This is a genomic window from Methylomonas rhizoryzae (assembly GCF_008632455.1).
Classification (GTDB): Bacteria; Pseudomonadota; Gammaproteobacteria; order Methylococcales; family Methylomonadaceae; genus Methylomonas; species Methylomonas rhizoryzae.
This window is the reverse complement of record NZ_CP043929.1, coordinates 4405246-4417565: the sequence shown is the minus strand read 5'-3', so window position 1 is coordinate 4417565 and position 12320 is coordinate 4405246. Positions and strand designations below refer to the sequence as shown.

The 12320-nt window shown below is 52.8% G+C and carries 11 protein-coding genes; 4 read left to right on the top strand and 7 right to left on the bottom strand.

Going from position 1 to position 12320, the window contains the following annotated elements:
• Positions 1 to 49: 49 nt before the first annotated feature.
• From F1E05_RS19470 to msrB, 5 genes are read right to left on the bottom strand one after another with little or no spacing between them, the layout of a single operon-like run.
• Complete coding sequence (locus F1E05_RS19470; protein ID WP_150051446.1) at positions 50 to 2200, bottom strand: TonB-dependent receptor plug domain-containing protein; 2151 nt, start codon at positions 2198 to 2200, stop codon at positions 50 to 52.
• Positions 2201 to 2207: 7 nt separating this feature from the next.
• The gene (locus tag F1E05_RS19465; RefSeq protein WP_150051444.1) at positions 2208 to 4568 is read right to left on the bottom strand and encodes an EAL domain-containing protein; all 2361 of its coding nucleotides are present in this window, start codon (positions 4566 to 4568) and stop codon (positions 2208 to 2210) included.
• On the bottom strand, positions 4561 to 5136 hold the full coding sequence (locus tag F1E05_RS19460; RefSeq protein WP_150051442.1) for a YfiR family protein: 576 nt from the start codon (positions 5134 to 5136) through the stop codon (positions 4561 to 4563). Before F1E05_RS19460 ends, F1E05_RS19465 begins: the two co-directional genes overlap by 8 nt.
• A gap of 60 nt (positions 5137 to 5196) precedes the next feature.
• Positions 5197 to 6495, bottom strand: a complete 1299-nt coding sequence (locus F1E05_RS19455; RefSeq protein WP_150051440.1) for a M18 family aminopeptidase — start codon at positions 6493 to 6495, stop codon at positions 5197 to 5199.
• Entirely contained in the window at positions 6492 to 6887 is a 396-nt protein-coding gene (msrB, locus tag F1E05_RS19450) for a peptide-methionine (R)-S-oxide reductase MsrB (RefSeq protein WP_150051438.1), read from the bottom strand. The genes F1E05_RS19455 and msrB overlap by 4 nt, the downstream gene beginning before the upstream one ends.
• A 218-nt stretch (positions 6888 to 7105) precedes the next feature.
• Between msrB and F1E05_RS19445 the strand changes: the two genes are divergently transcribed.
• Together F1E05_RS19445 and F1E05_RS19440 are read left to right on the top strand one after the other, a co-directional pair.
• Positions 7106 to 8383: an NAD(P)/FAD-dependent oxidoreductase gene (locus tag F1E05_RS19445; protein WP_150051437.1), complete on the top strand. Its 1278-nt coding sequence runs from the start codon at positions 7106 to 7108 to the stop codon at positions 8381 to 8383.
• Positions 8384 to 8392: 9 nt separating this feature from the next.
• The gene (locus F1E05_RS19440; protein WP_150051435.1) at positions 8393 to 8593 is read left to right on the top strand and encodes a YgaP family membrane protein; all 201 of its coding nucleotides are present in this window, start codon (positions 8393 to 8395) and stop codon (positions 8591 to 8593) included.
• A 135-nt stretch (positions 8594 to 8728) separates the two neighbouring features.
• Here F1E05_RS19440 and F1E05_RS19435 read toward each other — a convergent pair whose 3' ends face one another.
• The gene (locus F1E05_RS19435) at positions 8729 to 9454 is read right to left on the bottom strand and encodes a UDP-2,3-diacylglucosamine diphosphatase (RefSeq protein WP_150051433.1); all 726 of its coding nucleotides are present in this window, start codon (positions 9452 to 9454) and stop codon (positions 8729 to 8731) included.
• Between the two features lie 60 nt (positions 9455 to 9514).
• Positions 9515 to 10027 carry a peptidylprolyl isomerase gene (locus F1E05_RS19430; protein WP_150051431.1) on the bottom strand — a complete coding sequence of 171 codons (513 nt, stop codon included), beginning with the start codon at positions 10025 to 10027 and terminating at the stop codon, positions 9515 to 9517.
• A gap of 183 nt (positions 10028 to 10210) precedes the next feature.
• Between F1E05_RS19430 and cysS the strand changes: the two genes are divergently transcribed.
• Together cysS and fchA are read left to right on the top strand one after the other, a co-directional pair.
• The gene (gene cysS / locus F1E05_RS19425; protein ID WP_150051429.1) at positions 10211 to 11584 is read left to right on the top strand and encodes a cysteine--tRNA ligase; all 1374 of its coding nucleotides are present in this window, start codon (positions 10211 to 10213) and stop codon (positions 11582 to 11584) included.
• A gap of 9 nt (positions 11585 to 11593) precedes the next feature.
• Positions 11594 to 12223, top strand: coding sequence for a methenyltetrahydrofolate cyclohydrolase (fchA, locus tag F1E05_RS19420; protein WP_150051427.1), 630 nt, complete (start codon positions 11594 to 11596; stop codon positions 12221 to 12223).
• Positions 12224 to 12320 lie beyond the last annotated feature (97 nt).

The following is a 12320-nucleotide window of genomic DNA, read 5'->3' as shown; positions in this document are numbered from 1 at the left end:
CGGAAGGAGCGTTTTATGCATTCAATGTTTAAGTTTAAATTCGGGTGCATTAAAAATGCACCGATGCTTCCAGATAGTAGCTTTGACCGGGGATGGGGAGGTTGTATGGATAGCTCGAGGTCGCAGGCTCCGCACCTTCTGCATCGAACAGGTTGCGCGCGGAAGCGGTTAAATCCAAATGGCCGAATAAGCGCTTTGCATTCAAGGTTACGTCGATGGTGAAGTAATCTTTCAATATTCTCGGATCGCCGGCATCGCTAATTCGGTGGCCTAGCCAATTGAGCTGGGTTTGTATTTGCCATTTCGGCATAAAACTCCAGGCAACTGCCCCGTATACGTGGTGTTCGGGGACATTGCTGACCCGGCTGTGGCTATCCTGGTTTCTGGCGTATTGCCAGGCGTAGTTACCGCGAAAATTCCAGTCTTGGGTGATGCGCCAATCCCATTCGAGTTCGCTGCCGTAGCCGTTTTGACCGGCCGTGTTAGCGGCCGACAGTACGCCCCGGTTGGACATTACCGGTCGAATAGCATCTTTAATCTCGTAATAATATAGGTTTAACGCGGTTCTCAGGTTGTAAGTCGGCCGATAGTCGAATGCGAGCTCGGTGGTTTGTATGGTTTCCGGGCGTAAGGAGGGATTGCCGGTAAACAATGGGCTGTTTTGTTGATATTGTTCCAGAAAGCTGGGCGCTCTAAATGCGCGTCCGTACAAAATTTTGGCCGTGAGATCGGAGTTGATGTCCCATACCAGCGCGGCGCGAGGATTGACCGTATTGCCGAAGTCCGAATAGTGGTCGTAGCGCAAACCGGTGGTCAACTGCCAATTTGCGGCGATTTGCCACTCATCTTGCGCGGCGATAGACCAAATATCGCGGTGATGGTCGGCAATGAAGGTATAAGGCGTTCCCGTAAGGTCTTTAATGCCGCCGGCGGTATAGATGGCCGAATTCGGAAGGCCTGTCGTATCGATGACGCCCGGGCCGTAATTTCGGGATTCTTGCGAATTAAGCTCTTCGTAACGGAAACCACCGGCTACGCGGATCAGGTGGTCGGTAAAACCCTTGTATAAATTGGTTAGTTCAAAACTGGGCACCGTATTTTTCAGTCCGGTAATAAAACGTACCCCATCGTTGAAACGAAAAAACCGCGTATCGGCAGCGGTAATGTTGCTTGTGATGTTGCCGTCGGGGCTGAGAGGTAAAACGGCACCGGGTGGAAAGCTATAGATGTCGGCGTTGACGTCGGTGTGTAAAAAACTGGCGTGGGCCTGTAGTTCCCAATCGCCGAATAAATCTTCCGTTGAATAACGTAGATCGGCAAGATAATTGCTGCCGGTGCGTTTGCCCAAATTATCCAAGGCACCCGCCGCTCCGGCGCGGAAACCGCCGTTGGTATCGAAAGCCCAAAACCCGAGTTGCCAATGTTTGCGTTGCAGATTCAGGTGGCCGTTCCAACGTTCGTTTTGGTCCTGCATGGGGCCGGGCGCCAGTGAGGCTCGGGTACCTAAAGCGGCATCCAATTGCGATTGCAGGTCCGCCTGAATAATACGGTCCGCATCATAGCCATTGTGACTGTATTGTAAGCTGGCGGCGACATCCCAGCCTTGCCAATTGCCGCCGTATTGCGCCCAGCTGCTTTTGGTATCGGCATAGCCGCCGCGTGCGCCTATCGACAAACCGTCCAGGTCGGCGGCTTTTTTCGTGACGATATTGATGACGCCGGCGAAGGCATCGGCGCCGTACAGCGCGGAACCGGGGCCTCTGATCACTTCGATGCGCTGAATGTTTCTAACGGGAATCTCCATGCCCGCCATGTGAGTACCTTGATAGGGCACCGAAAATCGGGTGCCGTCTATCAGCATCAGTACTTGTGAATTGCCGGTATTTTGTATGCCTCGCAAGCTATAGCTGTAATCGTAGTTCACGGGTTGCAGCGTCGCGTGCATGCCCGGAATGGTTTCCAGGACCTCGTGCAATTCGGTTGCGCCCATCGAAGCGATTTGCTCGGCGGTAATCACGCTGGTTACCGCGGCTGAGTGTGAAAGATTGGTGGCGGTGCCGGTAGCGATCGTTACCGGTATTTCCGCCAGTTCGGCCGGCGAAAGCGTCAATAGCTCGTCCATGTTTTCGCTGTCGCCGACAGCTTTGCCGCAGATTCCCAGCAACAGCAGAACGAGGCGCAGTTGGAAGCGTCTTTGCATGGTGCGATTACAGGTCTTGAAGAGGTATGGGTTTGGCAATTCCGTATCCTTGCGCAAAATTGACACCCAAACTTTTCAATAGATTGAGGATGTCCTGATTTTCTACGAATTCGGCGATGGTCTTTTTATTCATGACTTGACCCACTTCGTTGATGGCTTTAACCATAGTCCAATCGATGCGATCTTCTAAGATATCTTTGACAAATAGGCCGTCTATCTTTAGAAAATCTACCGGCAGGTTTTTTAAATAGGCAAAAGACGACAGGCCGCTGCCGAAATCGTCCAGTGAAAACCGGCAGCCTTTATCGCGTAACGATTCGATGAAATGGCGGGCATACGATAAATTGCTTATCGCCGCGGTTTCGGTGATTTCAAAACAAATTTTCCCGGTCGGAACCTGCCATTTTTCGAATTGGCCGGCAATGAAGGCCAGCATGGTTTCGTCGGACAGAGATAAGCCGGACAGATTCACCGAGCACAACTCCAGCCGTTCGCTGAAACCTTCCGTAATGCTGATATGCCGGAATAGGTTTTCGATGACCCAGCGATCCAGCGCCGGGGCAATGCCGTAACGTTCGGCGGCCGGTAAGAATGCGCCCGGGGGGATGATGCTGCCGTTTTCATCCATGTAACGGATTAGGGTTTCGAAATGCAAACCGCATCCCTTATCGTCGACAGGCACGATCAATTGGCCGAACAATTTGAAGCGGTTTTCTTCAATCCCTAAGCGGATTTTTTCCACCCACTGCATTTCGCCTTGCCGAACGGCCAATTCCTCGTCGTCCGGATTGAAGACGTGCACCCGATTTCTGCCTTTTTCTTTGGCGGCATAACAGGCTGCGTCGGCTTTCTTAAGAATGTCCACGGCGTTGCCGCTAATTTGGTTAATGGCTGTTATGCCGATGCTGACGCCGATGCTAAAACTGCGGTTTTCCCAAGCGAATTGAAAATCGCGGATCACGCTGCGAAATTTATCGGCGGCGATCACCGCTTGTTCGACCTGACAGTGCGACATCAAAATGCCGAATTCGTCGCCGCCTAAGCGGGCTAAGATGTCGGTTTTTCGGACGTTTTGTTTTAAAACCTCGCCAAGCTGGCGTAACAATTCGTCCCCCGCCAGATGGCCGCAGGTGTCGTTAACGACTTTGAACTGGTCCAGGTCTAAATAGCACATCACGTGTTCGCTGCCGTCCGCGTGCGCCTGACTGACCAGGTTTTGAATATTAATGTCGAATTGGCGCCGGTTAGGTAGGCCGGTCAATTCGTCGTGGCTGGCTTGATAGGCAATTTTGTCCGCTAGCCGGCGGGTTTCGGTAATGTCTTCGCAGACCAGCAGCATGCGTTGGATGTTGTGTTCGATTTCTATGAATCGGCAGGTTTCCCTGACCCAGATCACGCTGCCGTTTTTACAGATGAAGCGCTTTTCCTGTTTATGCACATGGTCGGGATACTCGCGGCAGATGTTGAAAAATGCCGTGCTGTCTTTCACATCTTCCGGGTGAATGAATTCAAAGATCGACAGGCCTTGTATTTCAGTTGGGCTTAAACCGATTTGTTTGGCGCCGAATTGATTGACCGACTGGATTTCTCCGTTGGCATCCAAATCGAACAGCATGGTCGGATTGTTGTCGTACAGCGCTTGGTAGTTGTTTTTTAAAGATAATAGTTTGTCGTTCTTTTGCTCTACGGTGTCCAGCATGCTGTTGAAAGAATCCACCAAAATGCCGATTTCATCGTTGCTGTGTTTTTTTACCCGTAGCGAATAGTCGTGGCTCCTGCTGATTTTTTCCGCGGTGGAGGCCAGTAAAGCGATCGGTTTAGCGACTTGGTTGAATAGCGGTACGCTTAACAGAAAGGCCGCGAATAGGGCTATAAACAACACGACCAGTATCAAGCCGATGAACTGTAATTGCCTGAGTAAAGTCACGCTGAGGTCGGCAATAATCAGAACCGTACCCACTCTCTCGTCATCCACCAGCATGGGCTGATAAACGTATAACGCCAATCGGTTGATGCGGTTGGCGCTGTCTTCCACATGTTTCGGGCAGAGGGTGGCGTGACGATTTAGCGATGCGTAAAGCAAACCGTATTTGTTGAATACGCAGGCATTTTGCAGCTCAGGCAACTCGGTCAACGAGTTCAAGTTTTCCTGGGCAGTTTTGGGGTCGTCGAACATCACGGCCGCGACGCTACGGTTGGCGATCAAGTTCGCGGTAGCGGTAAAGTCGCTTTGCGCCTTACGTTTGACTTCGGTGACGTTAATCGCGACCAGGATCAAAATGGTCACCAACAAGGCGAAGAAGCTGGATGCCAGCGCGATAGTGAATAATTTGGCTTTTACCGAAAAGCGTGCAAGCAGTTTAGTCACGGCTGTTTTCTCCAACCAGTGACGATACTTCTATCAGTTTGGCGCTGATATTTAGGCCGCCATCTTTTACGGCTTTAAGGTTGATATGCAATTTGACTTTGCCTTCTTCCAATACGAAGCCGATCATGCCGCCGGATTCGGCAAAAAAAGGTTGACTGGAAACCGTTAAGCCGTTGCGCAAGCTTCCTACCAGCAAGGTATGCGCTGCAGGCGACAGTATGTTGGCTGCCTGCGCGTCGTCGAAATAGATAATTTGACAGTTACGCGCTTGGGAACCGTCCTCGAAATGCAAAACCCGGATCGGTTTGCCGAGCGCGGTTTTACTCTCGACGCTATCGAGATAATGCTGGAACGGATCTACGCCGACGATACAAATATTGAAGGTATCCGGATCGATGCTTGGCCAGGATATGAACTTGGTAAAGTTGTAGAGATAGGCGGCCTTGATTTTATATTCGAGGCTGTCGTCTGCTTGAGCCAAGCCGATGCATAGATATATCGGCAATACAATCCGATAGACGGCGTTTATCAGCTTGGCTGATAAACCGTCAGTCGCGAAGTGGGGCAAGGTGGCATCCTATCGTAAGAAATCTTCCGACAAAGATAGCCGAAGTTTGGCTTTACGTGATCAATTGCTCAAAAAATGGCGAAGTACCGTAATCATGTCGCCATGGTCTTTTACCCCGGCGCTTTCCCGGATGCTATGCATGGCCCACATCGGATTGCCGACGTCCACCGTGGCTATCCCCAACTTCGCCGAGGCAATCGGGCCTATGGTACTGCCGCAAGGTAAATCGCCCCTATGGGCATATTTTTGATAAGGCACTTGTGTGTGCCGGCAGGCCTCGACAAACACGGCTTCGGACAAGCATTGCGTCGCATAGCGGTGATTGGCGTTGATTTTGATCACCGGGCCTTGGTTGACGATTATCTTATGATTCGGCTCGTAAGCGGCGGGAAAATTCGGTTGGTAGGCGTGCGCCATGTCCGCGCTGATCATCAGACTATTGGCCAACGCCTGCTTGTAACCTTGCGGAGCCAGTCCGGTTGCCATGGCGACACGCTCCAGAACGTCGGGCAAAAAGCTGCCGGCTGCGCCTTTGCAGGTCTCGCTGCCTATTTCTTCGTGGTCGAACAGCGCGCATACCAAGGTGTTGCCGCTGGTTAATGCACTGTCACTGATAAGCGCGCTCACCGCCGCATGGCAAGAGGCCAGATTGTCCAATTGGCTATCGGTAAAAAATGCGTCGCCGTCGCCCCAAAAACTACCCGGTTGGGTGTCGTAGACGTTGAATTCCCAGCTTAACAGGTTTTCTTTATCCAGCCCGGTTGCGTCTTGCAGCAAGTCGTCGAACCGATTCGCAGCCAATTGCGGATTCGCTTGGGAAAACAACAAGGCCAGTTCTTGCTGTTTTTGCAGCTTCAAGCCGTCTTCGTTGACGCCGCGGTTCATATGGATAGCCAGATTGGGTAGGCGCAGCAAGGGTTTTTCGAAGCGTACCAGCCGGCTGGCAAGCGAGCCGTTCTCTGCCCGATAAGCAACCCGGCCGGCCAAGCTTAAATCCCGGTCGGTAAACGTTGCCACTATCGGGCCGCCGTATATCTCGACGGCTAAGCGCAGCAGGCCGTCGCTTTCTATAAGCGGCTTGGGCTTTAGGCGTAAACCGGGCGAATCGGTATGGGCGCCGATAATTTTGAAGCCGGTGTGCGCGAGATCTTTGCCGCCGGCGACGAAAGCCACGATAGAGGAATCGTCGCGGACCAGATAATAGCGTCCGCCTGCCGTCAGCGACCAGGCGTCGGTCTCGTACAAGCGCTGAAAATCGGCCTGTTGCAAGCGGCGGCCAAGGTTTTCCGCCGCATGCCACGGGCTTGGACTGGCGTCGATAAAGTTCAGCAGGTCTTGCACCTGTTGTCGTGCAGTCATGAGTTTTCTTCCAGATCCAGTACCACCGAATTAATGCAATAACGCAAACCGGTCGGCGGCGGGCCGTCGGGAAATACATGGCCTAGATGCGCCCCGCACTGGCCGCAGGTGACTTCGATCCGACGCATGCCGTGACTCAGATCCTGGTGTTCTTGCAGGGCATCCGGGCTAACCGGCTCCCAGAAACTCGGCCAGCCGCAGCCCGAGTGAAATTTTTGATCGGAGCGAAACAACGCGTGTCCGCAGCAAACGCAACGGTATAGCCCCGGAGTCTCGCAGTCGGTGTATTTGCCGGTAAACGGCGGTTCAGTGCCTTTCTCCCAGCAGATGTGGAATTGTTCCGGCGATAGTTTTTCCCGCCACAGCTCTAGGTCGTTTTCTAATTTAGTCATTTGGAGGCCGCACAGATAAGAGTAAGATTCGGCTATTGTACGCGTTGTGACTAGTATCGGTAAGCGTCTACGACGGGGTGCAAAACGTCCGGACTTGCATATATTATAAAATTCTAATATTCTACGGTTCGGTGGTTTCGGAGCGTACACAACAATAACCAGGCGCTTAGCGCGCAGCTTCGAAACGCTTTAATCAACGTATCAGAGAGGTTATAGTCATGGCGAAAATTGTAATTCTAGGAGCCGGCATAGGCGGCGTGCCTATGGCATACGAAATGCGGGAATTGCTCGGTAAAGAGCACGAAGTCGTGGTGATTTCGGATTCTCCAACGTTTCATTTCGTGCCCTCCAATCCATGGGTGCCGCCAAAGTGGCGTAAACCGGAAGAATTAAAAATCGAGCTGGCGCCGGTCATGGCCAAAAAAGGTATCAATTTTATTCAAAAAGCGGCGGTCAAGGTCGACCCGCCCGGCAACAAAGTGGATTTGGCCGACGGCACTTCAGTGGAATACGATTATCTGGTCATTGCGACCGGTCCACGTCTGGCTTTCGACGAAGTGCCGGGATTAGGCCCGCACGGCGGTTTTACTTCTTCGGTGTGTCATGTGGATCACGCGGCATTGGCCGCCGACGATTGGGAGCGCTTCATGGCTGATCCCGGTCCTATCGTAATCGGTGCGGTGCAAGGCGCGTCGTGTTTCGGACCCGCTTACGAGTACATGATGATTATCGAAACCGAGCTGCGGAAACGCAAGATTCGCGACAAAGTGCCTATGACCTTCGTTACCTCGGAGCCCTACATCGGCCATTTAGGCTTGGGCGGCGTGGGCGATACCAAAGGTATGCTGGAAAGCGTGTTACGCGACAAAACCATACGCTGGATAACCAACGCCAAGGTCGAACGCATCGAATCGGGCATGATGTATGTGACCGAAGTCGACGATGACGGCAACGAAAAGAAAAAGCACGAACTGCCGTTCAAGCATTCGATGATGTTGCCGGCATTTACCGGCGTGGACGCGGTGCGCAATTGTGGTGTCGAAGGCTTAACCAATCCGCGCGGTTTCGTAGTGGTGGATCAACACCAACGCAACCCGACCTTTAAAAACATTTATTCGGTCGGCGTGTGCGTGGCGCTGCCGCCGGTCGAAAAAACTCCGGTACCTACCGGTACCCCTAAAACCGGTTACATGATCGAATCCATGGTTACCGCGACCGCGCATAACATCCGCGACGAACTGGCAGGTAAAGAACCGTCGGATATTCCGAGTTTAAGCGCATTGTGTTTAGCGGATTTGGGCGATACCGGCGTCGCATTTCTGGCCGTCCCGCAGATTCCGCCGCGTAACACAACCTGGTCCAATCACGGCAAATGGGTGCACTTGGCCAAAATTGCATTCGAAAAATATTTTATGCGCAAAGTCAGAAAGGGCATCAGCGAACCGTTTTACGAGCGGATGATGCTGAAATTTATGGGCGTGGTCCGCTTGAAATAGGAGGCGATAATGTCTATCGACCGTTTAGTGATGGCGTTTGCCGGTAGCTTCATATTACTGAGCTTGGCGCTGGCGCATTGGCATTCGCCCAATTGGTTATGGTTTACCGCGTTCGTGGGAGCCAATTTGCTGCAAGCGGCATTCACCGGCTTTTGCCCGTTGGCGATAGTGCTGAAAAAGTTTGGAGTCAAATCGGGCTGTGCGTTTTAACGGCTTGATAAGTTGGAACTAAATAAAAACACATATGTCGTAGAGTCGGGAGATAGTAAGCATTCGGCAGTACCCGGGGAAACTCGAAAGGCTGCCGGATTTTTTTACCGGGTTTGAGGCGCGGGCGTATTCCCCCTAATAGCGTTCCGTCGCAAAACCGCTGCCATGCCAGCACAAACACTCGGCCCGGTCCTTTTTCCAGTCGGCGAGCACCCAACGTTGCGCCGGAACCCCGTCAATAATCAGTTCATGTTTTGCCGGCCGGTGAGTATGGCCGTGTATCAATACCGAGCACCCGAATTGGCGCATTGCTTGTTCTACGGTTTGCGGATTGACGTCCATAATTTCCGCCGACTTTTGCCGTTTGTGCCAATAGCTGCGCAAGCGGTACCATCTAGCTGCCAGCAAGCGTAGCCATAAGGGTTTGCTCAACACTGCTTGTTGCCACTCCGGGCTACGGGATTTGGCCCGAAAAGCTTGATAAGGCACATCGTCGCTGCATAGCAAGTCGCCGTGGGTCAATAAGGTGCGTCGGCCGTTCAAGTCGATCAGTTCATAGTCGCCTAATAGCTTTACCCCGGTTTCGGCCGCAAAACGTTGGCTCAGCAGGAAATCCCGGTTGCCCAACATCAAATACACCGCAGTGCCGCTGGCAACCAGCGTGTTGAGAGCCCGCTTGACCGGCTGGATGGGCGGCGTATTGTCGTCATCGCCTATCCAGGCGTCGAATAAATCGCCCAGAATGTAAAGCGCTCGGGCTCTGGGGGCGCGGGACGCTAGAAACTCCAGAAAGCGCCGAGTGATCTCGGTTTTTTCCAGGGAGAGGTGCAAATCGGAGATGAATAAAATTTCGCGTTTCAAGACCGCAAATGAATAAGGGGGAGAAACGCCGGACCGGCGCCTACCGATCCGGCCATGGCATTATTGAACGAGTTCGGCTTTCTCGATCACGATGTCGGTTTTGGGTACGTCTTGGTGCATGCCGCGGTTGCCGGTCGGTTGCTTGGCCATTTCGTCGACTACGTCCATGCCTTCGACGACTTCGCCGAAAACCGCGTAGCCCCAGCCGCTGGGAGTTGCCGAAGTAAAGTCCAGAAAACTGTTGTCTTTGTAGTTGATGAAAAACTGTGCAGTGGCGGAATGCGGATCGTTGGTGCGAGCCATCGCCAGCGTGCCGCGTTTGTTTTTCAGGCCGTTGTCCGCTTCGTTTTTGATAGGCGCTTGGGTGGTTTTTTGCTCGAAGCCGGTGTCGAAACCGCCGCCTTGGGCCATGAAGTCTTTGATGACGCGGTGAAAGATCGTGCCGTCGTAGAAACCGCTTTTGACGTATTCGATAAAGTTGGCCGTGGTGACCGGCGCTTTGGCGGTGTCCAGTTGGATGACGACAGCGCCCAAACTAGTGGTCAGTTTGACTTTGGTGGGTGTATCGGACATTGATTTTTCCGTTGCAAATAAAAGGGTTGAAGACAAAAACAGCATCAAAAAAGCAGGCAATCTCAGCATGTAAAGCTCCTTGTGTTCGCTGCAAGCCACGAATTCTAGGTGTTTTCGGCTTGAAAGAGAAGCCACAACCTTGATAGATTGCCGGGTCTTTAGCTGTATTCCACTTTCCCCAACATGTTGAAAATCTATAACACCCTCACTCGAAGCAAGCAGGAATTCGTGCCGCGCCAACCCGGCAAAGTCGGCATGTACGTCTGCGGCATGACGGTATACGACTACTGCCATATCGGCCACGCCCGCGTGATGGTGGTTTTCGATACCGTGGCCCGCTATCTGCGTCATGCCGGTTACCAATTAACCTATGTGCGTAATGTCACCGATATCGACGACAAAATTATCCAGCGCGCCCATCAAAACGGCGAGGACTTCAGCGCGTTAACCGAGCGCTTCATCGCCGCGATGCACGAAGACGAGCGGGCTTTGTCGGTACTGCCGCCGGATATCGAACCCAGAGCCACAAGTTCCATTGGCGACATAATTTCGATGATCGAAACATTAATTGATAACAATTATGCCTACGTCGGCAGCAACGGCGACGTGTTTTACAGCGTGAGCAAGTTCGAGGGCTACGGCAAATTGTCCGGTAAAAACACCGAGGATTTGAACGCCGGCGAGCGGGTCGACGTTGACAATGCCAAGCGCGACCCCTTGGATTTCGTGTTGTGGAAAATGGCCAAACCCGGCGAGCCGTATTGGGATTCGCCTTGGGGCCAAGGGCGACCCGGCTGGCATATCGAATGCTCGGCCATGTCCACGTGCTGCTTGGGCAATCATTTCGACATCCATGGCGGCGGCATGGATTTGCAGTTTCCGCACCACGAAAACGAAATTGCCCAATCCGAAGGCGCTACCGGCGAGCCGTTCGTCAATTACTGGATGCATAACGGCTTCGTGCGGGTAAACGAAGAGAAAATGTCCAAATCCTTGGGCAATTTTTTCACGGTGCGCGAGGTACTGAAGCAATACCGGCCTGAAGTGATCCGCTTTTTTATTTTGTCCAGCCACTACCGCAGCCCGCTGAACTACGCCGACGAGCAATTGGATGAAGCGGGCGCTGCTTTGACCCGCTTGTATACCGCCTTGCGTGGCGTGGAAATAGGCGAATCGGTAATCGACGCCGACTACAAACTGCGTTTCGAACAAGCCATGGACGACGATTTCAATACCCCGCTGGCGCTTTCGGTGTTGTTCGACCTGGCAAGGGAACTCAACAAAGCCAGCGACAAAGCCGGGTTGGCCGCTACCTTAAAGGGTTTGGCTTGCATCCTCGGTTTGTTGCAAGACGATCCTGAACAATTTTTAAAAGGCAGCGGCTTGGACAGCGGATTGTCGGAAACGGACATCGATGCGCAAATCGCCGCGCGCAAAGTCGCTAAAGCCAACAAGGATTGGGCGCAAGCCGACGCGATTCGCGACCGGTTAAAACAGCAAGGCATACTATTGGAAGACGTAGCCGGCGGTAACACCATTTGGCGGCGGGAAAATTAAGGAACAGTCATGACGGAAATGAAAGATAAACCGCTCAGCCGGTTTTTAGACGAATTGGCCGGCAAACAAGCCACGCCGGGCGGCGGAAGCGCCGCGGCGCTGATGGGCGCGCAAGCGGCTGCATTGGTCAGCATGGTCTGCAATTTGACGATAGGCAAGCCCAAATACGCCGAAGTTGAAGCGGAACTGGTCGCTCTATTGGGAGAATCTGAAAGACTTCGCGGGGCTTTGACCGGCATGATCAAGTCCGACATCGAGGTGTTCGACCAGTTAATGGCTTGCTATGCGATGCCTAAAGCCAGCGACGAGGAAAAAGCTGCCCGTAACGCGCAGATCCAAGCCGCGTTGCGGGTCGCTACCGACGTACCATTAGACTGCGCCAAGGCTTGTGCAAAAGTGGTAACGTTAAGCCGGGTGGCAGCCGAAAAAGGTAATTTAGGGGTCATCAGCGATGCAGGTGTGGCGGTCATGGCCGCCTACGCCGGTTTGAAAAGTGCCGCGTTGAACGTGCAGATCAACGCCGGAGCCTTGAAAGATCGGGCGTTTGCTGACACCAAATTGGCCGAACTGAATGAGGTTTTGGGCGGCGCGGAGGAAGAAGCCAGCGCCGTGTACCGCATCGTCCAATCTAAGCTATAAGCATCTCATTTTCCATCCATGCTCAGTGGCAAGCGCTGCGCCGCTTGTTGCTGACGTGTTTAGTTCTCCTCGCTATTCTTCTTCGAACAGACTTTGC